Source organism: Halorussus aquaticus (genome assembly GCF_024218795.1).
Lineage (GTDB): Archaea > Halobacteriota > Halobacteria > Halobacteriales > Haladaptataceae > Halorussus > Halorussus aquaticus.
The window spans coordinates 100,538-126,522 of the sequence record NZ_CP100401.1 but is presented as its reverse complement, the minus strand read 5'-3'; the positions used below and the strand labels follow the sequence as shown (position 1 = coordinate 126,522).

General features: G+C 65.9%; 27 protein-coding genes. 9 read left to right on the top strand and 18 right to left on the bottom strand.

Annotated elements, in window-relative coordinates:
• Nucleotides 1-50: 50 nt before the first annotated feature.
• Entirely contained in the window at nt 51-1,586 is a 1,536-nt protein-coding gene (locus NGM06_RS19075) for a PAS domain-containing sensor histidine kinase (RefSeq protein WP_254270355.1), read from the bottom strand.
• A 190-nt stretch (nt 1,587-1,776) separates the two neighbouring features.
• Here NGM06_RS19075 and NGM06_RS19070 point away from each other — a divergent pair, with 190 nt between their 5' ends.
• Nucleotides 1,777-2,379, top strand: a complete 603-nt coding sequence (locus NGM06_RS19070; protein ID WP_254270354.1) for a DJ-1/PfpI family protein — start codon at nt 1,777-1,779, stop codon at nt 2,377-2,379.
• Between the two features lie 74 nt (nt 2,380-2,453).
• Nucleotides 2,454-2,849, top strand: a complete 396-nt coding sequence (locus tag NGM06_RS19065) for a DUF2267 domain-containing protein (protein ID WP_254270353.1) — start codon at nt 2,454-2,456, stop codon at nt 2,847-2,849.
• A 23-nt stretch (nt 2,850-2,872) separates the two neighbouring features.
• Here the strand turns inward: NGM06_RS19065 and NGM06_RS19060 are convergent, their stop codons facing one another.
• The 6 genes from NGM06_RS19060 to NGM06_RS19035 all read right to left on the bottom strand — a co-directional run bounded on the left by NGM06_RS19060 (nt 2,873) and on the right by NGM06_RS19035 (nt 9,079).
• A complete protein-coding gene (locus NGM06_RS19060; RefSeq protein ID WP_254270352.1) occupies nt 2,873-4,243 on the bottom strand; it encodes an MFS transporter in 1,371 nt (456 codons plus the stop codon).
• 117 nt (nt 4,244-4,360) lie between these two features.
• Nucleotides 4,361-5,419, bottom strand: coding sequence for an iron transporter (locus tag NGM06_RS19055; protein ID WP_254270351.1), 1,059 nt, complete (start codon nt 5,417-5,419; stop codon nt 4,361-4,363).
• Between the two features lie 74 nt (nt 5,420-5,493).
• Nucleotides 5,494-5,730 (bottom strand): DUF7542 family protein, encoded by a 237-nt coding sequence (locus tag NGM06_RS19050; RefSeq protein ID WP_254270350.1) that lies wholly within the window; start codon nt 5,728-5,730, stop codon nt 5,494-5,496.
• A gap of 106 nt (nt 5,731-5,836) precedes the next feature.
• Nucleotides 5,837-6,568, bottom strand: coding sequence for a fumarylacetoacetate hydrolase family protein (locus tag NGM06_RS19045; RefSeq protein WP_254270349.1), 732 nt, complete (start codon nt 6,566-6,568; stop codon nt 5,837-5,839).
• A gap of 119 nt (nt 6,569-6,687) precedes the next feature.
• Nucleotides 6,688-7,413: a ferritin-like domain-containing protein gene (locus NGM06_RS19040; RefSeq protein ID WP_254270348.1), complete on the bottom strand. Its 726-nt coding sequence runs from the start codon at nt 7,411-7,413 to the stop codon at nt 6,688-6,690.
• A 310-nt stretch (nt 7,414-7,723) separates the two neighbouring features.
• On the bottom strand, nt 7,724-9,079 hold the full coding sequence (locus NGM06_RS19035) for a DUF7405 family protein (protein WP_254270347.1): 1,356 nt from the start codon (nt 9,077-9,079) through the stop codon (nt 7,724-7,726).
• Nucleotides 9,080-9,278: 199 nt separating this feature from the next.
• On the opposite strand from NGM06_RS19035, the gene NGM06_RS19030 reads away from it, so the two are divergent.
• Nucleotides 9,279-9,965 carry a helix-turn-helix domain-containing protein gene (locus NGM06_RS19030; RefSeq protein WP_254270346.1) on the top strand — a complete coding sequence of 229 codons (687 nt, stop codon included), beginning with the start codon at nt 9,279-9,281 and terminating at the stop codon, nt 9,963-9,965.
• Nucleotides 9,966-10,040: 75 nt separating this feature from the next.
• Here the strand turns inward: NGM06_RS19030 and NGM06_RS19025 are convergent, their stop codons facing one another.
• The 3 genes from NGM06_RS19025 to NGM06_RS19015 all read right to left on the bottom strand — a co-directional run bounded on the left by NGM06_RS19025 (nt 10,041) and on the right by NGM06_RS19015 (nt 11,237).
• Nucleotides 10,041-10,553 (bottom strand): winged helix-turn-helix transcriptional regulator, encoded by a 513-nt coding sequence (locus NGM06_RS19025; protein ID WP_254270345.1) that lies wholly within the window; start codon nt 10,551-10,553, stop codon nt 10,041-10,043.
• Nucleotides 10,550-10,954 carry a DUF7471 family protein gene (locus tag NGM06_RS19020; RefSeq protein WP_254270344.1) on the bottom strand — a complete coding sequence of 135 codons (405 nt, stop codon included), beginning with the start codon at nt 10,952-10,954 and terminating at the stop codon, nt 10,550-10,552. Before NGM06_RS19020 ends, NGM06_RS19025 begins: the two co-directional genes overlap by 4 nt.
• A 142-nt stretch (nt 10,955-11,096) precedes the next feature.
• Nucleotides 11,097-11,237, bottom strand: coding sequence for a hypothetical protein (locus tag NGM06_RS19015; protein ID WP_163522741.1), 141 nt, complete (start codon nt 11,235-11,237; stop codon nt 11,097-11,099).
• 260 nt (nt 11,238-11,497) lie between these two features.
• On the opposite strand from NGM06_RS19015, the gene NGM06_RS19010 reads away from it, so the two are divergent.
• Nucleotides 11,498-12,559, top strand: coding sequence for an MBL fold metallo-hydrolase (locus NGM06_RS19010; protein ID WP_254270343.1), 1,062 nt, complete (start codon nt 11,498-11,500; stop codon nt 12,557-12,559).
• Between the two features lie 66 nt (nt 12,560-12,625).
• The gene (locus NGM06_RS19005; protein WP_254270342.1) at nt 12,626-13,180 is read left to right on the top strand and encodes an FAD-dependent oxidoreductase; all 555 of its coding nucleotides are present in this window, start codon (nt 12,626-12,628) and stop codon (nt 13,178-13,180) included.
• A 23-nt stretch (nt 13,181-13,203) separates the two neighbouring features.
• Here the strand turns inward: NGM06_RS19005 and NGM06_RS19000 are convergent, their stop codons facing one another.
• Both NGM06_RS19000 and NGM06_RS18995 read right to left on the bottom strand, forming a co-directional pair.
• Entirely contained in the window at nt 13,204-13,614 is a 411-nt protein-coding gene (locus tag NGM06_RS19000) for a DUF8048 family protein (RefSeq protein ID WP_254270341.1), read from the bottom strand.
• A 50-nt stretch (nt 13,615-13,664) separates the two neighbouring features.
• Nucleotides 13,665-14,984: a DUF2238 domain-containing protein gene (locus NGM06_RS18995; RefSeq protein ID WP_254270340.1), complete on the bottom strand. Its 1,320-nt coding sequence runs from the start codon at nt 14,982-14,984 to the stop codon at nt 13,665-13,667.
• 263 nt (nt 14,985-15,247) lie between these two features.
• On the opposite strand from NGM06_RS18995, the gene NGM06_RS18990 reads away from it, so the two are divergent.
• Complete coding sequence (locus NGM06_RS18990) at nt 15,248-15,448, top strand: DUF7835 family putative zinc beta-ribbon protein (protein ID WP_163522737.1); 201 nt, start codon at nt 15,248-15,250, stop codon at nt 15,446-15,448.
• 88 nt (nt 15,449-15,536) lie between these two features.
• On the opposite strand, the gene NGM06_RS18985 is transcribed toward NGM06_RS18990, so the two are convergent.
• The 4 genes from NGM06_RS18985 to NGM06_RS18970 all read right to left on the bottom strand — a co-directional run bounded on the left by NGM06_RS18985 (nt 15,537) and on the right by NGM06_RS18970 (nt 19,331).
• On the bottom strand, nt 15,537-16,805 hold the full coding sequence (locus tag NGM06_RS18985; RefSeq protein WP_254270339.1) for a tyrosine-type recombinase/integrase: 1,269 nt from the start codon (nt 16,803-16,805) through the stop codon (nt 15,537-15,539).
• 315 nt (nt 16,806-17,120) lie between these two features.
• Nucleotides 17,121-17,672, bottom strand: coding sequence for a hypothetical protein (locus NGM06_RS18980; protein WP_254270338.1), 552 nt, complete (start codon nt 17,670-17,672; stop codon nt 17,121-17,123).
• Between the two features lie 25 nt (nt 17,673-17,697).
• Entirely contained in the window at nt 17,698-18,660 is a 963-nt protein-coding gene (locus NGM06_RS18975) for a hypothetical protein (protein ID WP_254270337.1), read from the bottom strand.
• On the bottom strand, nt 18,657-19,331 hold the full coding sequence (locus NGM06_RS18970) for a hypothetical protein (RefSeq protein WP_254270336.1): 675 nt from the start codon (nt 19,329-19,331) through the stop codon (nt 18,657-18,659). Before NGM06_RS18970 ends, NGM06_RS18975 begins: the two co-directional genes overlap by 4 nt.
• Before the next feature lie 505 nt (nt 19,332-19,836).
• Here NGM06_RS18970 and NGM06_RS18965 point away from each other — a divergent pair.
• Nucleotides 19,837-21,624: a cbb3-type cytochrome c oxidase subunit I gene (locus NGM06_RS18965; protein WP_254270335.1), complete on the top strand. Its 1,788-nt coding sequence runs from the start codon at nt 19,837-19,839 to the stop codon at nt 21,622-21,624.
• Nucleotides 21,625-21,655: 31 nt separating this feature from the next.
• Here the strand turns inward: NGM06_RS18965 and NGM06_RS18960 are convergent, their stop codons facing one another.
• Nucleotides 21,656-21,805: a hypothetical protein gene (locus NGM06_RS18960; protein WP_254270334.1), complete on the bottom strand. Its 150-nt coding sequence runs from the start codon at nt 21,803-21,805 to the stop codon at nt 21,656-21,658.
• A gap of 131 nt (nt 21,806-21,936) precedes the next feature.
• The gene (locus tag NGM06_RS18955) at nt 21,937-22,467 is read right to left on the bottom strand and encodes a DUF6789 family protein (protein WP_254270333.1); all 531 of its coding nucleotides are present in this window, start codon (nt 22,465-22,467) and stop codon (nt 21,937-21,939) included.
• 96 nt (nt 22,468-22,563) lie between these two features.
• Here NGM06_RS18955 and coxB point away from each other — a divergent pair, with 96 nt between their 5' ends.
• Both coxB and NGM06_RS18945 read left to right on the top strand, forming a co-directional pair.
• Nucleotides 22,564-23,385, top strand: coding sequence for a cytochrome c oxidase subunit II (gene coxB / locus NGM06_RS18950; RefSeq protein WP_254270332.1), 822 nt, complete (start codon nt 22,564-22,566; stop codon nt 23,383-23,385).
• Entirely contained in the window at nt 23,382-25,976 is a 2,595-nt protein-coding gene (locus tag NGM06_RS18945; RefSeq protein ID WP_254270331.1) for a cbb3-type cytochrome c oxidase subunit I, read from the top strand. The genes coxB and NGM06_RS18945 overlap by 4 nt, the downstream gene beginning before the upstream one ends.
• Nucleotides 25,977-25,985: the final 9 nt, after the last annotated feature.

The window sequence follows — 25,985 nt, the reverse complement described above, 5'->3', positions numbered from 1 at the left end:
TTCGGCGTCGAACCGACGAGTAGCCTCGGCTACGTGACCGTCGTGAACGCTCAGACGAACTCGACGTTCTCGAACCGGAACCGAGTCCCGCCGTCGGTCCCGTCGGTGATATCGACGGTCCAGCCGTGGGCCTCGGCGATGCGGGCGACGATAGCGAGGCCGAGTCCCGTTCCGGATTCGGACGTGGTGTAACCGGGGTCGAACACCGCCTCGCGTTCGTCCTCCGGGATGCCCGGTCCGTCGTCCTCCACGTAGAAGCCGCGTCCGTCGAGTCGGCCGACCCTGACGGTCGTGACGCCGGTGTCCTCCTCGGCTAACGTCGGTCGGCGTTCACCGGTAGCGCCGCGTTCGGCGGTATTTTCGCGCGTTTCGTCACTCTCGGGAGTACCGTGTTCGATAGAATTTCGGAAGAGGTTCTCGAAGACCCGACGCAAGCGGTCGGGGGCGGCCCGGATTCGACCGGCGTCGAGGACAGTGAAATCGACCGCCTCGGACTCGACCATCCCCCAAGATTCCGTCGCGAGGTCGCCGAGAGAGACCGATGGGGGGTCCGAGACGGTGCGACCCTCGCGGGCCAGCGTCAGCGTGTCCTCTACGATGGCTTCGATTCGGCCGAGCGCGTCGGCGACGACGTGGAGGTGGTCGCTATCGTACTCCTCGCGGGCCAGCGATAGCCGCCCCTCGGCGACGTTGAGCGGATTCCGCAGGTCGTGTGAGATGACGTCCGCGAATTCCTCGAACCGGTCGCGCTGTCGGGACAGTTCGGTCTCGCGTCGCTCGCGCTCCAGTTCGTAACTGACCCAGTTACCCATCAGTTCGACGAGCGTGACCTCCCAGTCCGAGAACGGGACGCGCCGGGGTTCGTCGTCGTAGAAGCAGAACGTTCCGTACACGTCTCCGTCGACCAGTACGGGCGTCCCGACGTAACACTCGATTCCCTGCTCGGCGTAGCCCGGCCGGTCAGTGAGGTCCGGCGCGTCCTCGGCGATGTCCGAAGCGACCAGCGTCTCCTCGGTGACGATGGCCCGCTCGCAGTGAGTCTCGTCCAACGGTTGCGTGTCGCCGGGCCGGGTGTCTCCGTCGGTGGGGTGAACGAACTCGAAGACGTACTCGTCGTCCGTCACGTTCGAGAGCGCGCCGTAATCGGTGTCCAGCGCGTCGCTACCGATGGCCAGCAGCGACTCGATTTTCCCGTCGAACGACGCGGACTTGTCCGCGATGACCCGGTAGACGCGCTGGAACACCTCGTCGCGTCGGCGCAGGTCGGCTTCGAGTCGCTTCCGCTCGCTGATATCCCGGAAGTAGACCGAGAGACCCGTCTCGGAGGGGTACGCGTGAACGTCGAACCACGCGTCGAGCGGTTCGTAGTGCTCCTCGAAACTGACCGCTTGCTGGGTCGCCATCGCCTCGCAGTACTTGTCGTGGAACCGCGTATCGACCGCCTCCGGGATGGCCTCCCAGATGGACTCGCCCCGGAGGTCGTTCGCCACTTCGGACGTAGCGGCCGGACGGAGAATCCCTTCGGCGCGTTCGTTGACGTAGGTGAACCGCCACTCGTCGTCCAGTGCGAAGAAGGCGTCCGTCATTCTGTTGAGTATTTCTTCGTGTTCTTGCATCCTGTGAGATTGCTCGTTGTCCCCCTTCTCATGCCCCACCCCTTTGTGGCTTTCGCGTAGATGTAACAACCTCGCCACCTCTGACGGCCGAGAAGCGACCGGCCGACGGTCTCGGCGACACCTACTTTCCGACGCCCGTCGTAGCTCCACGGGGAGAGACATGCCCGGCAAACAACTGCTGATGATAGTCGGTGACTTCGGCGAGGACTACGAGATAATGGTACCGTTTCAGGCCCTGCAGGCAGTGGGCCACGAGGTAGACGCGGTCTGTCCCGGGAAGGAGGACGGCGACACCGTCAAGACCGCGGTCCACGACTTCCGGGGCGACCAGACCTACGTCGAGTCGCGGGGCCACGACTTCCAGTTGACCGCCTCGCTCGACGAGGTGGACCCGGCAGACTACGACGGACTCGTCCTGCCCGGCGGGCGCGCGCCGGAGTACCTCCGAACCTACGACGAGGTCCTCTCGACGGTCCGGCACTTCTTCGAGGCTGACAAACCGGTCGCGGCCATCTGTCACGCGGCCCAGATTCTGGCGGCCGCGGACGTAATCGAGGGCCGGACCTGCGCGGCGTACTCCGCGCTCGAACACGACGTGGAGGACGCGGGCGGCACGTACCACGACGGCGTGACCACCGACGGGAACCTCGTAACGGGTCGCGACTGGAGCGACCACGTGGAGTGGCTCTCGCAGTTCCTCGACGTGCTGGGGACTGACGTCCAGCACGGCGAGCCAGCGGTGACGGAACCGGCAGAGGACTGACCCACGCTCTACGTATTCGGCCCGGCCGTGACCCCGCCGTTACGTATTTTCCGGCGTCTGTGGTAGCTCCGGACATGAAGTACGACGACTTCATGGGGCAAGTCCAGAACCGACTCGAACTGCCGGACACCGGCCGGGCGGTCCGCGCGACGCGCGCGGTCCTCCAGACGCTCGGCGAGCGCTTGCAGGGAGGCGAAGCCACGGACCTCGCGGGACCCCTGCCGATGGAGGTCGATTACCACCTCGAATCGGCCGAGTCGGGCCAGCGGTTCGACTACGACGAGTTCGTCGGACGCGTCGCGGACCGGGCCGAAGTCGAGCGCTCGGACGCCGTCTACTACGGGAAGGTCGTGGTGGGACTCGTGAGCGAGTTGGTTCCGGCGAGCGAGATCGAGCAGGTCCGGGCGCAGCTCCCGGCCGACTACGACGACCTGTTCGCGTTGGTGGACGCCGAGGAAGTCGAGGAGTAGCCCAGTGGTAGCCCCACCGACTCTCAGTCGGCACCGACCGGCCCGACGACCCTCCTCCTGCGCCGAACGAGAACGAACAGCGCAACTGCCAGCAGCATCGCGCCGACCACGAACGGCGTCCAGACCGCGACGACGTAGAGCGCGGCCATGACCGGCGGACCCACGGTCCGGCCGAGACTCCCCGCGCCCTGCGTGAGACCGAAGGCACTGCCCTGCACCGACGCGCCCGCGGCCTTCGAGACGAGCGTCGTCAGCGACACCGAAAGGAGCGCGTTTCCCAGCGACAGTCCCGGCAGCACGAGGACGAGCGCGAGCAGTTCGCGCGTGAGGAACCCGGGCGAGAGGACGGGAAACAGCGCCCGACCGAGGGTCGGCGAGAACGGGAGCGCGGCGAGCGCGACGAGTAGGAGCGCCGCCCCGGCCACCGCGAGCGACGAGTCGGGGTAGCGCCGCGAGAGTCGCCCGACAAGCACGCCCTGAAAGGCGATGCCGAGGACGCCGATGTAGGTCAACAGGAGCGCCGTCCCGCTTGCCCCGAGACCGAACTCGTCTGCGGTGAAGGGGATGAACATCACCTGCACGCCCGAGAACGCGACCGACAGCAGGAAGAACGACGCGACGAGTCCCCGGAGCGCGTCGTCGGCGAGTGCGGCCCTGAAGGTCTCGACCCATCCGCCCGTGAACCGGGAGACCCATCCGCGAGCCACGCGACTCGCTTCCCCGTCCGGGGTCGCCTCGACGGATTCCCGCCCCGCGCCCGACTCTTCGAGGAACAGCGCCGCGAACGCGAAGTTCAGGAGGCTCAGTCCCGCGGCGGCGAAACTCGGGAGCGAGAACCGGGTGGCCGGAATCGCCGCCGGGAACACGTCTCCGGCCAGCGCCACGACGGGGTCGCTGGCGAAGAACCCGCCGAGCGCCGGGCCGAAGACGAAGCCGAGACCGAACGCCGCGCCCACGAGACCGAACGCGCCCGCCCGTTCGTCCGCCGGGGTCACGTCCGCGACGTACGCCTGCGCGGTCGCGAGGTTTCCGCCCATCGCACCCGCGAGCATCCGGGAGACGAACAGGACCGCGACGCTCCCGGCGAGTCCGAACACCGTCCACGCGAGGACGCTCCCGAAGATGGAGACGAGCAGGACGGGCCGCCGCCCGCGGCGGTCCGACAGCGACCCGAGTAGCGGGGCGAACACGAACTGCATCGCCGAGTACGACGCCGCGAGCAGTCCGATGTACACGTCGCTGACGCCGAAGCTCCGGACGTAGAACGGCAGGATGGGGATGATGATACCGAACCCGAGCAGGTCGAAGAAGACGACGGCGATAACGGTCGCCAGCGCGCGCCGAGGGTGGGTCAGACTCGCGCGTCCGGCCGTCCCCGCTCTGGGCGTACTCATCAGACCACCGACTGCGCCAGCACTTTCGAGGTTTCGTTCCGCCGGTGAAGCACGCACCCGGTCGGCCGGACGGCGTCGGTGACCGCTCGCATGGACGCCACTTCGGCGGCGGCGGTGTTAAATGGTCATCTCCATCTTCGGCATCCGGATGAAGGCGGTCTCGTACCCCTCGTGTCTGGCGACCTGCGGCGGCGCGTCCACCGTCACGGTCAGCGAGTCGCCCGACTGCAGGTCGTCCACGCCAGCACCGTAGTGGTAGCCGAGGTCGGGGTCGAGCGCGGGCCGGAGGATGTCGTCGTACACCGTCTGGCCGTCCCGAGTCAGTGTCGCCGACAGCGACATGAACGGGAGCGGGTAGCGGTTGTACGGCGTCCGGGCCGACACCCCGAGGTAGCTCTTCCCGTCGGCGACGAAGTGGGGGTTCTCCTCGGGCGAGAACGCCACGAAGTCGGCGTCGCCGCTGACACCGGTCGCCAACGCACCCGGCAGGTCAGTGCGCTCGGGCACCTGTGCGATTGGCATCTTCATGTCCATCGGTTCGATAGCGCCAGCGTCGCCCTTCTTGTCGGGCAACTGCTCGTAAGAGACGTTCCCGAGTTTGCTGCGGGAGTGTTCGAACTCCACGTCGATGCTCGTCTGCTCGCCGAACGCGCCCCGTAGCTCGCCCATCCGGCGGGCCTGCATCGCCCCGACGGAGAGCTTCGCGGTGTAGGTTCCGCCGCCCGAGAGTTCCACGTTGTCGCCGAAGTGGTAACCCATGTTCTGGGAGAGCATCGGCCAGAGAGTCCTCGAATCGACCTCCTCGCCGCCCTTCAGAATCTCCGCGGAGACGTTGGCGGTCGGCAGGACGGTCCCGGTCTTCTCGTCCCAAATCGACGCCATCAGGTGGGCCGTCGCCTTCTCGGGGACCTGCGAGAGGTTGGTGTCGGTGTCGGTTATCGTCCAGAACGCGTGGGGCCTGCTGTACATCAGGCCGACCTTGTAGCGCCCCGTGGCGCCCATCCCGACCATCTTCATCCCGTCGATGTGCGTGGGGTAGTAGACCTTCTCCTTCCGATTGGCGACCGTGGTGAACCGACTGGAGGCCGACGACTGAGTCTGGAAGTTGCCGATGCATCCGGCGAGACCGGCCAGTCCCAGCGGCGCACTGGCGCGGAGGAAGTCGCGTCGTCTCATTGCCGGAAGCTAGCCGGGTGGGACGAATACCGATTCTGGTTCACGCGTCGAAAAGGCCGGGGAATGCCGGGCGGTCACAGGTCGTCTCGGAAGAGCGGCGAGTCCTCGTCCGTACACTCCGGGCGGCCGCACACCCCGGCCTCGTCACCGGCCCGTTCGACCCCGGAATCGAGTCGGTGGAGTTCCCACTCGGCCTCGTGACCGGTCTCCGTCCGGTGGTCCTCGATGCGGGACCGCGCGGTTCGAAGTCGCTCGAACGTCTCGCGGAAGTCGCAGTCGGGGCAGGTCACCGTCGCGCGCTCGTCTGGCATCGTCCCGACAGAGGGTCGCGACCTGTAAAACGCTCTCGCTCCGGCCGGTGTTCGACACCGCCTCGGTCGGCCGTCGACCGCGCTCCGGTTTCACTTCGAGTATCGCTCAGTCCTCCCGAACGCCGTGTCGGAGGACGCCGACGCCCTCGACTTCGACTTCGACCTCGTCGCCGTCTTCGAGCGGGGCCACGCCCGCGGGCGTCCCGGTCGAGATTACGTCGCCGGGTTCGAGCGTGAGGTAGGTCGTTATCTCCTCCACGAGTTCCGGCACCGACCAGATGAACTCGTCGCGCGAGGACCGTTGGCGGGTCTCGCCGTTCACCCGGAGTTCGACCGACGCGTCGTCGGGCACCTCGTCGGGGGTGGCCAGCACCGGGCCGAGGGGTGCGGAGTTGTCGAACGCCTTCCCGCGGACCCAGTTCTGCTCGCGGTCCTGGTCGTCGCGGTTCGACACGTCGTCCATGCAGGTGAACCCGGCGACGTACTCCATGGCCTCGTCGGCCGAGACGTTCCGGGCCTGCTCGCCGACGACGACGGCGAGTTCGGCCTCGTGGTCCACGCGCTCCTTCCCGGCGGGGAGCGGGACGGTGTCGCCGTGGGCCGAGAGTGTATTCGGCGGCTTGAGGAACAGCAGCGGGCGCTCCGGCGGTTCCTTGTCGCGCTCGGCGGCGTGGTCGGCGTAGTTCAGCCCCACGCAGACGATTTTGGAGGGTTCGGCTGGCGGGAGGACGTCCACCTCGCTCTCGTCGTAGGTCTGTCCGGCCGCTTCGATGCCGTCGTCGGTCCACTCGCCGACTCTGGTGGAGCCTGCGGGGTCGCGGAATCGTACCTGTCGCATGGTATCGGGTGTGTCGGGAGGGGGTAAAGAGGTTCAGGAATCCGCAACTCCGTGGGGTTCTTCGGAGAATCACATCGAACTCCGCAAGAGGCGAACGTCAGTAGAACGGAACCGCCGTTCTACTGGGTCGTCGTCTCCGAGACGATGAACGGCTGGATGGCCTCCAGAACCTCCGCTGGCTTGAGCGCCTCGTCGAACGCTTCCGGGAACGGCGACTTCCCCGTGAGACCGTTGAGATACGCCGAGTGACGGCCCTCGACCGTGGCGATGGTCGCCGCCGCCGTCAGCAGTTCGTCGCTCCCGCTGAACTGACTGATCGCGCCGTCGTAGGCCGACACGCCGGTGGTTTCGAGCGTCGCCGCCGTCTCGATGAACGTCTCGGGGCTACCGAGGTCGAACTGGAACTCGATGTCGTCTTCACCGACCGGTTGGCCGCCGAGGTCCTCGATGGTCGACACGAGAGCGTCGACGTGGGCCTGTTCGTGGTCCCGAATCATCGTCAACTGGTCGTACAGGGTCGATTGCACCGGGTCGCCGAACCGCTGTATCAGGTCCGAACCCACGAGTTCGTCCTCGCTGAACTCGTCCAACCCCCGTTCGTAGAACGTCGACTCCAAGCGTTCGAGGGTGAGCGCGTAGTTGAGCGGTTCGACGTACTTGTTACCGCTGCCATCGTCGCTCCCTCCGGACGCCCCGACGGTTCCCGTCCCCGCCGAGAGACCGAGACCTGCTGTCGTCGCGACGATCCCCTTCTTCAGAAAGTTGCGGCGCGAGTCGAACGCGTGACCCAGTTCAGTTATCAATCCGCGGTTCTCCGTTTCGGCGTCGTTGTATTCGTTTGTCATTGGTAGTGTCCCAACCGTGCCCGTTGCACGTGTAGACGGTATCGCCCGTCACTCCGCGTCTTTGAAAGCGTCTATACGGGGAAAAGAGAGGGACACTGTTGCAGTCTTCTTGCAGTTGTTACTCGAAATAGACCACCACTATCGGGCTACCGTCCGCCAAACTGCGCTCTCCGGAGGACGGAACGCGATTCTTCGCGGAACAGTACTCGCACTCTGTAACAGAGCAATACGACGCAGTAGTATGTGACACTCGAAGCGTAATCAGGAAACCGTTGCTGGTTCCTCCGGTCGGTTTGTCGAGCGATTACGTTCAGTTCGCCGGGTTCGGCGCGGGAAGCGACCGGTGTTTCCGCGGCGGGAGCAGGAAGTTGCCGCGCCGGAGGACCTCCATGTACTGGAGGATGCCGTTGTTGTTCTTCTGGCCCACCGCCGAGCGCTCGGCGAGGTCCTCGCCGTTCATCGCGTCGCGGGTGTCCACGAAGTCCGAGATGGTGCGCTGGAGCGAGACGAAGTGGAGACCCGCCCGGTCGCCGTCCGTCGAGTCGAAGTCGCGCCGAATCATCAGCGGAGAGCCGTCGTCGTCACGGGCGCGCGCGGACTTCTGTGAGTGACCGACCACGCCCTTCGTGCGGGCGTGGTCCTCGGCGTGGGCGGGACAGCCGCGTTCCTCCATCTGGGCCGAGTCGCCGAGGTTGTCGCCCGCGCCCTCCACGAGGTCCTCCTCGGCGTGGACCGGACAGAACATCTTGCTCACGCGCTGGGACCTGCTGTCCTGCTCGTACCACTGCTCCAGATTCAGCGCAATCTTCGATAGCTGGTGGGTCGTCCCACCCGCGAACGGTCCGTCCCGAATCGTCACGCGGTCCTCGCTGGCCTGATTCTTCTCGAACCCGGACTTGAATCCCATGTAGAGCGGGGCGTCGTCCGAGACCGGCTTCGAGTCGGGGATTCCCTCCACGTCCTGATGGTCGGCGGGCAGACCGTCGCCGACGAACCCCGTCCGGCGGTCGGCACGCTCGAAGAGTCCCGAGAGGTCTGCCTCGACCGCGACGCCGTTCAGTTCCGACTCCTCGCCCAGCAGGGCCTGCTCGGCCGCCAGCACGACCGACGCGTGGTCGCTGGCGAGGTGGACCACCGCGTCCTGTCGGTCGAGTTCCGGGTCCTCGAACGGCGCGAGGGCCGTCGGCTGTTGCAAGTCCACCGAGTCGGGGAGCGCCTCGTCGTACCGCTCGAAGTAGGACGGCGAGTAGCCCACCGTGAACAGCAGTCCGTCGTTACCCCGGCGATACGCGCGTTCGAGACTCCGGAACGCCGACTCGGCCGTCTCGCGCTCGGCGTCGCTCGGCGTCCCCTCGCCGCGGTAGTTCAGCAGGAGGAGGACGCGGTGGCGCGGCGCGACGTGGTTCCCGTGGTCGTCGGTCGCCAGAAACTCGTTCCACGCGTGCTGGCGCGGGGGCAGCGTCGAGAGGTCGTCCGGTCCCGTCGGCACGTCGGGGTCGCCGTTTCGCCCCAGACACGCCGACAGCGCAGAGCCACCCCCGATAGCGACCGCGGCCTTGGCGAACTGGCGGCGGGAGAGTCCGCCGCCGCGTCCGACGTCGGCGGGGCCACCGTCGGCACCTTCGGCCGGTCGCCGTTCGGCGTCGCTTCGTTGGGTGTCGTCCATCGGCGGTGAGTAAGAACGGGACGCGAAAGGGGGTTCTGGTTCGGGCGTCGAAAACGAGCGCGGACCGTCTATCGGATTCGGCGATGTAGTCGTAATCCGTTCGCCAGTGAAATCGTAAATCGGTCGCTACTGGGCAGTTGTCCCCCCGTCATCCAAACACTCAACTGCGTTCACGGACTGCTCTCTACGGGAACGTCCCGTGTCCGAGCAACCGACCGACTCGGTCGTCGAAATCGAGTTTCGAATCACCGACTCCGGGTATCCGCTCGTCTCGGTACCGGAGCGGGCCGATTGTCGAGCGAGCGTCGAGGAGATAGTGCCCCGCAGAAACGACACTTATGCGGTGTTCTATCAGGTCGAGGGGGCGACTCGGGACGTCGTGGAACTCGTGAACGAACACGAGAACGTCGAGGCCAGACGCGTCGCCGGTCGGGAGGACGACGGCGTCGTCGAGGTTCTGGTGACGAGTCCCGACGAACACTTCGTGGTCGCGCTGACCGACGCCGGAGCGATACCGCGGGAGATTCGGAGCGCGGACGGCGTGGCGAAAATCGTGGCCGAGGTCCCCGCCATGTATCAGGTCTCGACGGTCGTGGACCGGTTCCTCTCGATCCACCCGACGGTCGAAGTCGTTGCGTGTCGCCAGAAGGACCGGACCAGTCCGATGTTCACTCGACGGGAGTTCGAGGCGATAGTCGAGGAGCGTCTGACGCCCCGCCAGCGCGAGGTGCTGCGGGCGGCCTTCGACGAGGGGTACTTCGACTGGCCGCGGGGGAAGTCGGGCGAAGAGATAGCCGAGGACCTCGGAATCGCCAGCACCACGTTCTCCCAGCACCTCCGGACCGCCGAGCGAAAACTGCTCGCGATTTTCTTCGACGAGGGATGACAGTCTGGACCTGTGACGATTGATGACAGTCCGGACTCTAGCCGGACCCAAAATCGGCCGCCGGAGTCGCCGAGGCTACCGCTCCTCGACCAGTCCGTCCACGAGTTTCGCGAACCGGTCCACCATGCGCTCGGGGAGCGACGGCGTTATCTCGGCCAGCAGGTCGGCGGTGGCCGCGGGGCGGGCGGGTTCGAGGTAGACGCGATTGCGCTTCCGGCGCTTGTCCACGAGGTCATAGTCGGCCAAGTTGTCGAGGTGCCACTCGACCGTGCTCCGGGCCAGACCCAGTTCGTCGGTCAGTTCGGCGGGCGTCGTCTCCCCGGCGTCGAGGAGGACGGCCAGCACGTCGCGGGCCGTCTCGCGCCGGAACATGGCGAGCGCCGAGCGCTCCCAGTCGTCGAACCGCGGCGGGTAGAGGTGGGTCCGACCCTGCACCTCGTCGGTCACGAGCGTCCCGTCGTCGCGGAGTCGCCGGAGGTGGTACTGGACCTGTCCCGGGGCCACGTCGAGCGCCCGGACGACCGCGTTGAAGTGGACGCCCGGATTGGCCCGGACGTGGTCGGCGATGGTGCGGCGGGTCGCGTTCATCGCTCTTCGCCACCTCCGTCGTCGGTGGGGACGCCCGTACGCGGGTCGCGCGAGTCGTCACTGCGGGCCGACTGGCGGACCGACCGGGCGTCGAGGACGGCCGCGACGACCAGCGCCGCCATCGCGGCGTCGAGTCCGTGTTCGAGGAGGTGGTGTGACCCCTCGGCGACCGACCCCGTGAGCGACAGCACCGCGACCCCGGTCCGGGCCAACAGGGTCGCTAACGCCAGCGTCACCAGCAGATACGACCGCGAGCGCCGCCGGACCAGCGCCGCGAGCGCGAGACCGAGGACGACCGCCGACCCCAGACCCGCGAGCGCCAGCAACGCGAGGAAGGCCGGGTCGGCGCTCCCGCCGTGACCGGCGTGGATGAGCGTCCACCCCGAAGGTGAGAGTTGCACACTCGTCCGGTACGCGCCGGGACGATTTACGGATTCGGGTTGGAGACGGCGCACCCGTCTACCGTTTCCGAGTCCCAACAGGATACCCGCGTCGGGCACCGGCGGTGTCCGAGGGAAGACAGCGGAAATAGTGGTGTGGCCGTCAGTTGAGTCGCGGGTCCGGTCGCTCGACTTCGCGGCCGCACCGCGGGCAGCGATAGCGGGCGCTCTCGCCCGCCGCGAACTTCCGCGTCGGGCCGACGTACCAGCAGTTCGGACACCGGCGAATCGGGAGGCGAATCACGTCCGGACGGACGGGCCGACGAACCAAAAGCGAGTCGGCGACCGCCCGGACGGCGGAAACCGCGGGCGTGTCCGGCGACGGACCGGCGGAAGGACAGCGGAAACGCCGGTGTTGACGGAGTCGTCGGTGAGAGAAGACAGCGGAAACCGCGGGGTTGGCACCGGTGTGGAACTCTCCCAGAGGGCGTCGTGTCGCCGTACCGGGTGTCCACCGCGTTCGGGAGCGCGAGACTGATTACCCTCCGGTCCCGAGGTCCGGCAATGGCGGTCCGACGCGACGACGGCATCCACATCGAGGTCTCCGCGAGCAGTTCTGGCGGAGACCCGTCCAAAGACGCGCGGACGTTCGTCGCCGACGCCTCCAGCGCGGTCGGCGACGTGAACGTGGTGAGTCACGCCCACGCCGACCACACCTTCCGGCGGACGCCCGAGACGGTGGTCTGTTCGGCCGCGACGGCGGCGCTGGTCGAGGCCCGGACCGGCGCGACGGTCCCCGAGTTCCGCGAGGGAACAGACGAAGTGACGCTGCTCCCGTCTGGCCACGTCGTCGGGTCGCGGGCCGCGCTGGTCGAACCCGGCGCGTGCCGAGCGAGCGACGGCAGTGAGGCGGAGGACTCCGGCGACTACCGGCGCTACCTCTACACCGGCGACTTCTCGGTCCGCGACCGCCTCTACCTCGACGGATTCGAACCCGTGGACGCCGACGTGCTGGTGATGGAGACGACGTACGGCGTGCCGGACTACCGATTCCCGCCCGAGACCGAGCTACAGGGCCGGATTCGGGACTGGCTGACGGACAACGCCGACGCGCCGCTGTTCCTGTTCGGGTACTCGCTGGGCCGCGCCCAGAAGCTCCAGCGCCTCGCCCGGCAGGCGACGAACCGACCGCTCGTCGTCCACGACGCGATTCGGACCGTCAACGACGCCGTGGAGTCGGCGACCGACCTCTCGTTTCCGGCCGAGTCGCTGGCCGACCGAGAGGACGGTGCCCTCGCGGGCGACGAAATCGTGGTCCTCCCGACTCACCTCGCGCGTACCGACTGGGTCGAGGACTTGGTGGACGACCACGACGGCCTGAAGGCCGGGTTCTCCGGGTGGGCCGTGGACGAGTCGTTCCGCTACCGGGGCGGCTACGACGCCACCTTCCCCCTGACAGACCACTGCGACTTCGACGAACTGGTCGAGACCGTCGAGGCGGTGGACCCCGACACGGTCTACACCCACCACGGGTTCGACGAGGCGTTCGCCGACCACCTCGCGACGCACCTCGGCTACGACGCCCGTCCGCTGCTGGGCGACCAGACGCGACTGGACGACTTCTGACCGGAACCGGCAGGAACGGCCGTCCGCGAAAATACTTACCCGCCAAGAGGTCGAAGAAGTGTCCGTATGCCTAAAGTCGCAATCGTCGGCGGCGGACCCGCCGGACTCAGCGCCGGACTGTTCACCGCGAAGAACGACCTCGACACGGTCGTCTTCGACACCGACGAGACGTGGATGCACAAGGCCCACGTGTACAACTACCTCGGCATCGACGAGATACGCGGGAGCGAGTTCATGGAGGACGCCCGCGAACAGGTCGAGCGCTTCGACGCCGACCTCCGCGTCGGCGAGGAGGTCACCGACGTCGAGAACGCCGGGGACGCGTTCATCCTCACCACCGACGACGACGAGTACGACGCGAAGTACGTCGTCTTCGCCACGGGGACCGACACCGAACTCCCGGAGCAGGTGGGTTGCGAGACGACCGACGACGGTCTGGTGGACGTGGACCTCAACATGCGGACCAGCGTCGAGAACGCCTACGCGGTCGGGTCGATGATTCGCGACCAGAAGTGGGAGGCCGTCATCTCGGCGGGCGACGGCGGCGCGGCCGCGCTCCAGATCATGAGCGAGGAGGCGGGCGAACCGGTCCACGACTTCGACGTGCCGGACGACGAGTAGTCGGCGAAAGCGGACCGACTCTTCTACACGTCCTGTCCGTAGAGCGGCGGTTGGCTGGCGGTATCGACCACGACCAGCGGTTCGGTTCCGTCGGCCAGCATCTCCTCGACGGACGCACGCTCGCCGCGCTCCTCGGCCGACGCCACCATCTCGCGACGGTGGACCTCCCGCGCGGCCTCGACGACCGTCTCGGACAGCGAGAGTTCCTTGCGGAGCGTCTCCCAGATGCCGTCGCCGTAGAGGTAGTACGCCTCCTCGTCGCGCCACCCGTAGTTGTGCTGGGAGGAGTACTCGTACTCGTCGTCACCGGTGTCGCGCGAGATGGCGTCCTGCACGTCGGCGAGCGCGCGGTCGAGGTCGGTCTCGTCCGCGCCGCGTTCGTCGGCGACGGCCGCGATTCGGTCGTCCGAGAACGGATGCTGAACGTCGGTCATGGGCGTCCCACGTTCTACGGCGACGGGGTATAGAGAACTACTGGCGGGACTCACTCCGACTCGCCGTCGGCGGCGAGTCGGTCGGCCAGTGACCGCGACACCCCGGCGAGGTACGCCCCGCCCCAGACCGCGACCACGACCGCCCCGAAGCAGTCGAACACGAGGTCGGTCATCGTGTTGGCGAGACCGTGCTGGGCGAGGATGCTCTCGACGCCGGTCTGGGACGCGAATCCGTCGATGCCGAACTCCAGCAGTTCCCAGAGGACGCCGAACGCCATCGTGAAGACGAGGATGAACGCGGCGACGAACTTCCGGGGGAAGTAGACGTCGGCGTCGTGAACGTCGAAGGCGCGGACCGTCGCGTACCCCGCGGCCGCGACCAGCGACGACGAGAGCGTGTGGGTGAGGTTGTCCCAGAGTCCGATTGCCTCGTAGAGGCCGAACGACCCGAGGGCGTGGAGAAACACCGGGACGACTATCCAGAGCGTGAGTCCGGCGTCGATGGGCAGTCCGTAGTCGCGTTCGAGCAGACCGGGCAGTTCCATCACCGCGAGCGCCACGGCGGCGTTGACCACGACGCCGACGCTCCGCCGGACGAGACCCACGGCGAGGACGACGACCAGCGCGAGTTGCAACCCCCGGACGACTTGTCGCTGGCGGCGGTCGGACAGTCGAAGTCGTCCGGCGGACTCGGTAGCGGTCTCCCCGGATTCGGACCGAGCGTCGCCCGAAGACCGAGGTCGAGCGGTACCCGACGCGCCGACCGCAGACCGTTCGCGCGGATGGCCGGTCGAGAAGCCGAGTCGCTCGCGGTCCACGCGACGGAAGTACGCGGCGAAGGCGACACCGGCGACGACCCCGACCCCGGTCGCGGCGGCCATCGACCACATCACGTGGTAGAGACCCCGCAGGTTGCGCGTCCCGAACGCGAGGTCGGCGACCCAGCGGACCACCGCCCACGCGCCCGCGGCGGCCATCGTCGCCGTGACGACGAAGACGACGGCGAATCCGGGCGACATCTCGACCGCGGTGAAGGCGTCGAACTCGACGGCCACCGCCAGCGCGAGCGCCGGGACGACGAGGTACGTCGCGACCGACCGCGGCAGGAGCAGGTCGAGCGACTGGAGCGCGTAGGGCAGCGCCACGAACAGCGAGACCTCCCACGGAAGCGTCGCAGTCCACCGACGGTAGGCGACGGCCGGAACGACAGTCACGGCTACCGCGGCGAGTCCGAGTCCGGCCCAGAGCAGGTCGCCGTCGCTGGCGCTCACCCCGGCAGCGACGGTGAGACAAGCCACCAATATCCACGATGCGACCGCGTTCCGCCGCCGCGCGACGATGCCGTCCGCGATTTCTCTTCCCCCGGACACCACCCGGAGTACGACGGGAGGTCGTAAAAGCGTGGAGTCCGGCGCGCGCGTTACCCGACCGTTACCGTGAGACGTTCCGATAGTTCGGCCAGTTCGATTCGGTGAAACGTTTGAACGATTCGTGAACCGTCCGTCGTGTGCGGAACGACGAGTTCAAACCCGCGTTGTCACGTCCCGGAACCGTTCGAACCCGTGAAACGTCGCTCAACCGAGTTACCACTTCATGGGCCTGTGACCCGAGATGTTAGTCGGGGGAAGAAAAAATGACAGCACAACGTTCAGCGTTCTCGGAGACCGTCGAATCGTGCGAAGACTGCGGTGAATCGACGCCTCACGACGTGCGAATCGAGATTCAGACCGAGAGCAAGAAGTCCGAGAACACCGAGTTCTCGCGCGAACCGTACCGAGTCGCCGAGTGTCTGGAGTGCGGGGAGACGACGAGCAAGCGGATGAACAACGCGTAACTCGGACTTTTCTCGTCGAGCCGTTTCGCCGATAGCCCGTGAGACACGGACTACTTCTCCGAAGTTCGGTATAGCAAAATGGAGTTTATTATCCGGTCTCGAACACCTCGGCCAGCTCCTGGCGCATGAACTCGCGGCGAACCTTCCGCGAGCGCTCCGCGGAGAGGTAGTTCGAGAGGACGACGCGGGGGTCGTCGCTGCCCTGTTCGGCCGCGATGTCCTCCAGGCCCTCCATCACGGATTCGAGGACGGACGTGTAGGTGTCGTACCAGAACCGACGGCAGAGTTGCGGACTCGGGCGCTCGCCGTCGATTTCTTCGGGTAGGTCCGCACGCTCCGCCAGTTGCCGGAACCACGACCAGACCGTCTCGCGGGTCACGTGAGCGGTAGCGCCCCGCTCGGACGGGAAGAGATAGCCGGACCAGTCGTCACCGACGAGGTCGGCGAGTCGGGCGTCCAGCGCGTCGAGTCCGTAGACGAGGTTGACTTCCCCCGGCCCGTTCTTGCGCTCCTCGAACGTGACGTAGGGGGTGTCGTCCTCGGCCACGTCGCGTTCGATTTGAGAGAGATGGAGACTGGCCACCTCGTTCGCGCGCAGTCCCCACGCCGCGAGCGCGACGACCAGCAAGCGTTCGCGGGGCGACTCGGCCGCGCGGACGAGCGCGCGGACGTGGTCCGGAGAGAACTGTGAGGGGTCGGTCTCCTCGACCTGCCACTTGAACTCGTCGTAGAGTCCGGTCGCGGGGTTGACCGCGGCGAGGCGGCGACCCACGAGGTGCTGGTACCAGTCGTCCACGACGCTCCGGACCCGAAGCTTCGTCCGGGCACCGTACTCCCGCTCGTTGAGCCAGTCGAACGCGGCGTAGCAGGCGTGAACCGCCTCGTGAGTCGGTACGTCCGAATCGCGAACCACGGGCGAGAGGAGGTCGTCGGTGTCGTTGGCCTCGCGGTAGGCTTCGACGTAGCGGTTGAGCCGACGCCGTTTGGCGGCGATAGAGGACTCGCGGAGCGAGTGGCGCGAGCGCCGACTGTCGAGGAACGCCTGCAGGGCGTCGAGCGTCTCGTCGTGGTCGGTCGCCCAGTCGTAGCCGGTGTCGTCGCCGAGTCCGAGGTCTTCGCGCCAGAAGTCGCCGAACGAACGGTCGTGGTGCCGCCGGAGCGCCGCGAGGAACCCCCGAAGCCCCTCGTCGCGGAACCACTGGTGGCTCGGACGGTGGGTCTCGGGGTCGCGGCCGTCGGCTTCGAGACGAGGGGCGACGCTCTCCCAGTAGAGTTCGCAGAAGTCCGTCAGCGAACACGTCGTCCAGCGCACGTCCTCGAAGGGGTCTCCGGACGCGTTCCGGGCGGTCTCACTCACGGTCGAACCCCTCCCGTGGCGTCAGTCGCGGGGGAACGGCGGTCGCGTTCGCGGTACGGTATTCTAAGGTCGGCATTTTCGGGCTGTCGAGCGTTTCTCACGCTTCGCTTATAATTTTGTGGGGTTAACCGACTGGTGGAGTCCGTTAAACCCACGGATAATGGGCAGTGTTCGCCGGTCGAACGCATAAATCATATTTCGATATATGGAAATGGTGTTCTGGGCGGGATTCAGAGACGGCCGGACAAGACCCGAACGAGACGTTCTGTAGCCGGTTTAGACTCGAACGGGGTCGGCGGAGGGGCTCACCGCCGTCTAGAAGAAACTCTCCCGGCAGTTGTACGCCGAGTCCGAACCGTAGTAACGCATAGTTACGTCGAAGAACACCAAGTCTCCACCGCAGTTGGCGGTCACTAGCGAGACGACGCGGTCGTCGGTCGAGACGACGACGACTATCGTCGGATTGCCGAAGAGATTACCGACGGAACTCCGACGGGTTTCGCCGGGAGCGAGCGTGTACCGGCCGTGGAGGCGAGACGATTCGGGGAGTTCGACCGACGTAACGGTGCCGTAGTCGGGACCGAATTCGTACGTACTCAATCCCTCCCCCGGCGACGCCGAATCGACATCGCCGTCACCTTTCCGGATGGTCACGTCCGTCAACGGGCCTTCGACGACCGAAACTTCGAAGGTGTGGGTCGCGTTCGCCGAATTGTTCAGCGCGACGGGGACCGGTCCCTCTTGACCGGACGGTCCACCGAGCGGTCCGGCCGTACACCCCGCCAAGACGAGGAGAATCCCGAGACCCAACGTCTGGAGGGAGCGCGCAGAAACGTAGTCGGCCGAATCGGGGTTCGGTGCGTTCATACTTTCGGATGGATGGCACCGCTCATCAGAGCGGTGGAAACAGCGGGGACGATAGTGCGTTCTCGACGGCACCGATGGAAAGTGTCGTGCCGGGATTGGCGTAGTCCATCGCCGGATGGCTACCGGCCCCGCTCCTGAAGCCGGTTTTGTATCCGAACGAACCGAGAGTGTCGAAGGGAGTCCGCCCCGGAATCAGACTCTCCGCCGCGAACGTATCGAACGCGTCGTTCGCACCGTCACGAGTCCACTCGGTCCCCTCTCTGAACGTCGTCTGGTCGCGCCGCGTCCCGCCGACGTAGAGGGCGTGAGCGGGGTAGTAGCTCACGTCCCAGACGCGAACGAGTTTCGTCCCGTCGGCCATGAACGCGAAATCGACGAACGCGTAGAACGCCGGCAGTGCCGTGAAGTAGGTCACCAACGCGGCCGGAATGTTCCCCGAGAAGAGGAGGCCGAGGGTGAGACCTTGGTTCTTCGCACGGGAGAGGTAGGTGTCGTTACCACCGAAGATTATCGAACCGCGAACCCCTTGGACGCCATCGACGGTGACCGTCTTCTGCGTCGTCTTCGGCCCCTTCTTACCGGCCGGGAGGTAATTCTGGCTCCCGTCGAGGTCGTACACGCTGCGGAACGGGTTGGACTCGCCGGGACCTCCTTCGAGCGTGATTTCCGCCAATTTGCTCGGTTGTGCCATCTGCACCTCGTACGAGGGAATTGATTGGCCGCTGGTGTCGAATCCGATTTCGACGGACGTCTTGACGCGGTAGTTCGGAAACGTCCGCCCGTACTCCTCGAGCGACTTGGACCCGAGTGCGCTCGACTGGGCGCTGGGCAACGACTGCCTGTTGTCACCGTGGAACCAGTCGTCGAAGAACGTCGGAATCGCACTGTTGGTCGGTTTCCCGCCGCTACTACTGTTCTCGCTGTACCCCGGAATCGCCGTGACGACGTTCACTTTCTCCGTCTTGTCCCATCCAGCGGAGAGCGTCACACTGCCACCCCCTCGAAACGGAAGCGTTCGTCGTCGATTTCGATGCGGATATCGCCTCCCGCGAGTATCTCCGCACTGTACGGTATCTCCGTACCGTCGTCGTACACGAACCGGCCAGCTCTGATCGCGTCTGTCGAACTCTGGACGTCGTCGTCGATGGGGAACCCGTGGGAGCGCTGGAGTTCGCGGCGCTTTCGGACCCAGCGCGTGATAGTGACCTGTTGCCGGTTGTCGGTCAGGTGGACGTTGTCGAGGTAGACTCGACCGCGGTAGTCGAAACTCGACCCCTTCCCCTGCGGGCCGGTCGAGACCGGACGGTCGGCGGGGTACCACGCTATCTCCAAGCGACGCGGGGCGGCGAGTTTTTCGTCGGCTATCTCGCTCATGTCCCACGCCAGTCGTTGTCCGTAGCGTTGCTCGACCGTGATCTCGGGCGACTCCGCTACGTCCCCCGGACCTGCGGAGTGGTACCGAAATCTGAACGACACCGCCGAATCCGAGTCCGCTATCGACCCGGGGAGTACGTCGGCGAGGAGATACGGTGCGTCGGTGAAGTCGGCGTCTCGGACCGCCCGCTGATTCCGAACCGCTGGCTGAGAGTCACCCTCCACGCTGACTTCCAGCGCGTAATCGCCTCGTGTGACCGGGGCACTCTCGTCTTCGCGACCCACCCGTCGAACGCTGTTTCCGCCGTTCGTTTTCCACCCGTCAGTTCCCTCCTCGAAATCCCCCAGAACTACCGATTCGCTCGCTCCAGCGCGGTCGGACCCGCCAACGACGACGGTACCGGCGACTCCGATTCCCGCTAAGCTACTCAGTACGCTGCGACGAGAGACGTACCGCGAGTCGGTAGAACCGTCTTCTACTTGACGGTCGTTCTCCGAATCATCAAAATCAAAGTCTCCTTGATTATTTTCCACTATAATAAAAATATACGTTGCCATGATAAAACTATGGTACGGAGTGTCTGTGAAACAGTCGCTACAGAACGACGCATCCTGTAAGTATCCCGTGACAACTGAGAGTCGCAGAAGGAGAGCGTAAAAAGAATCACCGGGAACGACGGGGCAGACGGCCGAAACAGAGGACCACGGTCGATTGTCAGTGGGACAGTAAAGTATCCGACCGAACATGTGCCGGACAATTTCCATATCGGTTCCCCGGCAACCGGTCCACATGGCAACTGTACGACCGGCCCTGACGGTACTGATGGGCCTCTTGCTTCTCGGCGTCGGGTGGTGGCTGACGAGGATAGAAGACTGGCAATCGTACACCCCCGCAGTAGGCGGGGCGGCCGGACACGAATCGGGGCGCGGGACCGCCGAGAAACCGTCCGGTATCGTTCGATGGTTGACCACCGTGGACCACAAGGACATCGGCATCCTCTACGGGACGTTCGGCCTGCTGTCGTTCGCGTGGGGCGGCGTGGCCGTCCTGCTGATGCGGACCGAACTCGTGACGCCGCCGGTGGACCTGCTCGGTGCGACGTTCTACAACGCGCTCATGACCACTCACGGCATCACGATGCTGTTCCTGTTCGGGACGCCGATTCTGGCGGCCATCTCGAACTACCTCATCCCGCTGCTCATCGGTGCCGACGACATGGCGTTCCCCCGCATCAACGCCATCGCGTTCTGGTTGCTGCCGATAGCCGCGCTGCTCATCTGGGGCGGCGTCCTGCTCGAACCGTTCGTCGGCGATATCTCGGGCGCTCAGACGGCGTGGACGATGTATCCCCCGCTCTCGGTCGAACAGGCGAACCCGGGCATCGACCTGATGCTACTCGGCTTACACCTCTCGGGCGTCTCGGCGACGATGGGAGCCATCAACTTCATCGCGACCATCTTCACCGAGCGCGGCGAGGACGTGTCGTGGGCGACGCTCGACCTGTTCTCGTGGACCGTGCTGGTCCAGTCCGGACAGATTCTGTTCTCGTTCCCGCTGCTCGGGAGCGCGCTCGTGATGCTCCTGCTCGACCGGAACTTCGGGACGCAGTTCTTCGCGCAGGCGGGCGGTGGGACGCTGCTGTGGCAACACCTGTTCTGGTTCTTCGGCCACCCCGAGGTGTACATCCTCGTGCTGCCGCCGATGGGACTGGTGAGTCTCATCCTGCCGCGATTCTCTGGCCGGAAACTGTTCGGGTTCAAGTTCGTCGTCTACTCGACGCTCGCACTGGGCGTCCTCTCGTTCGGGGTCTGGGCGCACCACATGTTCGCCACCGGCATCGACCCCCGGATTCGGGCGAGTTTCATGGCGGTCTCCATCGCCATCGCGCTCCCGAGCGCGGTCAAGGTGTTCAACTGGATAACCACCATGTGGAACGGCAGGATTCGGCTGACCGCGCCGATGCTGTTCTGCGTCGGATTCGTCGCCAACTTCATCGTCGGCGGCGTCACGGGCGTGTTCGAGGCCGCGATTCCGGTGGACCTCGTCCTCCACGACACCTACCACGTCGTCGCGCACTTCCACTACGTCATCATGGGCGCCATCGCGTTCGCGGTCTTCGCAGCGGTCTACTACTGGTTCCCGCTGTACACCGGCCGGATGTACCAGCGCACCCTCGCCAAGGCGCACTTCTGGCTGTCGATGGTCGGGACGAACGTCACGTTCTTCCCGATGATTCTGCTGGGCTACGGCGGGATGCCCCGTCGGTACGCGGGATACGACCTCACGGTCGGCCCGGCCGCGTACTTCGCGGATCTGCACCAGATAGCGACGGTCGGCGTCTACCTGCTGGCGCTCGGCCAACTCGTCTTCGTCTGGAACGTCGTGACGTCGTGGCTCGAAGGCCCGGAAGTCGAGGACGGCGACCCGTGGGACCTCGCGGACGACGGACTGCTGACTCACGAGTGGGCGTGGTTCGAGCGCAAGCGCGAGACCGCGCTCGCCGCCACCGACGGCGGCGAGGCGACCGGGGCCGACGACGGCGAGGAACCGCTCCCGGACGGCGGCGAGCGAGAGTGAACCGAGGGCGGTCGAGTCCTCGCTCGACTCCTCACCCGACCGTCTTCGTCAGACTGTCCGCGACTTTTCCGAGGAAGAACCCGAACAGTGCCATGAGAACCGCCGTCTGCGTTCCGCCGACGTAGTAACCGAGCGCCAGCCCACCGAGCGCGAGGACGACGCCGAGGGAGTCGCTGTGCATACCGACGGAAGGGGGGCTCCCGTCGGATAGCTTCCGCCGAACGTCTTCGGGTACGGTCGGCGGAATCGGTACTAGTCCCGTGGGTATCGGTTGGTCGCGTCGGTACCGGCCGTCAAAATAGCGTCTCGGGGTCAGACCAGCGTCTCCGGCCGGTTCCCGAGGTAGTCGAACACGGCCCCGAGCGTGAACCCGTACGAGAAGTGCGCGCCGAGGGTCAGCACGAGGTAGAGTAGCATCGCCAGTCCGGTGTACCCCTCGTAGAAGGCGGGCGCGAACCCGGTCCAGAGGACGAATCCGAACGGGACGCCCTTCGTCGCGAACTTCTCGCCCGGCAGGTACGACCCGATGGACGCGAACAGGAGCGGCCACATGACCATCCCGGTCAGCAGGAACAAGATGTAGCCGACCGCGGTCGGGTTCAGCGGGAGGATGGCGTTGAAGCCCGTGAGTTCGGCCAGCGTTCCGAAGCTCTCTATCTGGAACGCCCCCAGCGACGCGGCGATGAGCAGTCCGACCGTCAGCGCGCCGGTGCCGACCAACCCCCCGACCGCGCCGATGAGACCGTCGGTCACGATTCCCCACAGGTGGTCGAAGTCGGGTTCCGTCCCCTCGGTTACGTCGTCCTGTAGGTCCGCCGATAGCTCCGGTTCGTCCCCATCCATGCTGTTCGATACCATTCGACAATCCAAAAGCGTTCTCCATCTTTAACGAATATTTGTGGGAAACCGATAAGTACACGTACGGTGTTATCACCTGCCATGGTATCGTCGGCCGGAGCGCTACTCCTCGCCGCCAGCGAGTTCCTCCCGGCCCAGTCCGGGATAGTACCGAAGGGGACCAGAGTAGAGGTGTTCCAGCGCATATTCACGGTGTTTCTGGTACTCGGGACGCTGGTCGGTGTGGTCGTCATCGGCTACATGGTGTACAACGCGTACAAGTACCGCGACGGGGACGGACGGGCGACCGAAGACGAGGGACCCCGACTCGGCGAACTCCCCACGGGCGGGGGCGGCGGTCGGAAACTGTTCTTCTCGTTCGGACTGAGTACGATAATCGTGGTCTCGCTCATCGCGTGGACCTACGGGACGCTGCTCTACGTCGAGGAGAACCCGCCCGGCGAGGGCGAGGAGGGCCTCGAAATCGACGTGGTGGGCTATCGCTTCGGGTGGGACTTCGTCTACCCGAACGGACACACGTCCAGTACGCTGCGCGTCCCCGAGAACGAGACCGTCCACCTGCAGGTCACGTCAGAGGACGTGTTCCACACGTTCGGGGTTCCGGAGTTACGGGTGAAGACCGACGCCATCCCGGGCCAGAAGACCGACACGTGGTTCCGCACGAACGAGACGGGGACCTACGAGGCCCGGTGTTTCGAACTCTGCGGCGCGGGCCACTCCTACATGACCGCGGACGTGGTGGTGATGGACGCCGAGGCGTACGAGTCGTGGTACGCCAACACCACGAGTGCGAACGGGTCGGCGTCGAACAGTTCGGCGCTCGACGCGCCGCGTGACGTGACGAGTCGGCCAGCATCGGCGACCGCACCCGCGAGCGTAAACGCGCTGGAGGTGGGCACATGACCGACGAGAACGCCGACGGCGCGGAGACCGACGACGGTGTGAAGACAGACGGCGGGACGGAGACGGACGGCGGCGTGACGAACGCGTCCCACGGGACCGACCATCACCACGACCTGCCCGACCCCGGCAGCGTGAAGCGGTGGCTGGTCACGACCAACCACAAGGACGTGGGCATCCTCTACACCGTCACGGCGCTGTTCTTCCTCGTGTTCGGCGGCGTGCTGGCGCTGCTGATGCGACTCCAACTCTGGACGCCGGGCGTGAGCCTGCTCGAACCGCTCCAGTACAATCAGGCCGTCTCGGCCCACGGTCTCATCATGGTGTTCTGGTTCCTCTCGCCGTTCGCGTTCGGGTTCGCCAACTACGTGGTGCCCCTGCAGATAGGCGCGAAGGACCTCGCGTTCCCCCGGTTGAACGCGCTGTCGTACTGGCTCTACCTGTTCTCCGGCATCCTGCTGGGCGTCTCGTTCTTCCAAGGCGGGACGTTCGCGGGCGGGTGGACGATGTACGCGCCGCTGAACCTCCCGGTCTACACCCCGAACATCGGCGCGAGCACCGCGGTGCTGGCGCTGGTGCTGTTCACCGCGTCGGTGACCATCGGGTCGGTCAACTTCCTGACGACGATGCATCGGATGCGCGCCGAGGGGCTGACCCTCCGGCGGATGCCGCTGTTCACGTGGACCATCCTGCTGACGACGTGGATGATGCTGTTCGCGTTCGCGGCGCTGCTTGCCGCGCTGACGATTCTCTCGGCCGACCGACTACTGGGGACGCAGTACTTCGCGGCGACGGGGCACGCCGGGTCGCTGCTGTGGGCGCACCTGTTCTGGTTCTTCGGCCACCCCGAGGTGTACATCGTCTTCTTCCCGGCGCTCGGCGTGATGGCCGAGACGTTCCAGACGTTCACCGGGCGGCGTCTCGTCGGCCGGAAGTGGTTCATCGCGGCGATGGTGCTGGTGGCGCTCCAGAGCTTCCTCGTCTGGATGCACCACATGTTCCTGACGAGCATCAACCTCCAGATAAAGACGCTGTTCATGGCGACTACCATCGGCATCTCGCTGCCCTTCGACCTGATGGTGTTCGCGCTCATCTACACCACCGTCAAGGGGAAGGTGCGGTTCGCCACGCCGTTCCTGTTCTCGTTCGGGGCGCTGATACTGTTCATCCTCGGGGGCATCACCGGGGTCTTCCTCGGCGCGGTGGTCCTCGACTACGAGTTCCGGGGGACCTACTGGGTCGTCGCGCACTTCCACTACGTGATGGTCGGCGGCGTGACCGCGCTGGTGGGCGGTCTCTACTACTGGTACCCCAAGATGACGGGCAAGATGTACGACGAGTTCCTCGGGAAGGTCCACTTCGCGCTCTACTTCGTCGGGTTCAACCTGCTCTACTTCCCGATGTTCGTCGCGTGGGAGACCCCGCGCCGGGACTTCGTCTACCCGGAGGCGTTCCTCCAGTGGCACCAGCTATCGACAATCGGCGGGTTCCTGCTTGGCGCGTCGTTCCTCGTGATGTTCTACAACCTGTTCGTCAGCCTCTGGCGGGGCGAGGACGCCGACGACAACCCGTGGCGCTACTCGACCACGACGGAGTGGGCGATCCCCTCGCCGCCGCCCCTCGAGAACTTCCCCGGCAGGCCGTCGTTCTCCAGCGGGTCGCTGGAGTTCCGACGCGGCGCGGGCGGCGTGGCCGACGGCGGCGAATTGGCGGGCAACGAAGCGACCGACGGCGGCGTGGCGCGGAACGCACAGGGGCAACTCGCAGGCGCACACGCGGGAGACGAGAACGGAGAGAGCCACGCCAGCATCTGGCCGTTCGCGATCGGACTCGCGTCGTTCGTGCTGTTGTTGGGGCTCTCGGGTCTGCAGAAAGCGAGTTACCCCGGCGGACTCGAAGGCGGGTTCTACGTCGCGCTCACGGTCGGCGGCCTGCTCGCCGGGGTGTGGGCGCTGGTCCGGATGGCCCGCGAGGAGTTCCACGCGCTGACCGGTCCGTTCGGCGAGAGTTGGCCGTTCGAGGACGTCGGGAACACGAAACTCGGCGTCTGGATATTCCTCGCCAGCGACGTAGTGCTGTTCGGCGCGTTCGTCGGGTCGTACGCCTTCATCCGAGTCGCGGAGGGGTGGACCGACTGGCACCACCTGATACCGGCCGCCCACGTTCCGCTGCCGGGACTGATAAACACGTACATCCTGCTGACGAGCAGTTTCACGGTCGTGCTGGCGCTCGTCGCGGCCGAGCGGGGGAGTCGCTGGGGACTGGTCGGGTCGCTCGTGACGACGTTCGTCCTCGGCATCGCGTTCCTCGTCAACAAGGCATTAGAGTGGCTCCACCTGTTCCACGTCCACACCGAGGCGTTCCCGCACGGGTGGGACATCGGGACGAACGTCGCGTCATCGACGTTCTACCTGACTACCGGCTTGCACGGCCTGCACGTCATCGCTGGACTAGTCGTGACGCTGTATCTCATCGTGCGAGCGTGGAACGGCGCGTACCTCGACGACGACCGGCCGGTCGAGTACTTCGGCCTGTACTGGCACTTCGTGGACATCGTGTGGCTGTTCCTGTTCCCGCTGTTCTACATCCTGTGACCATGACTG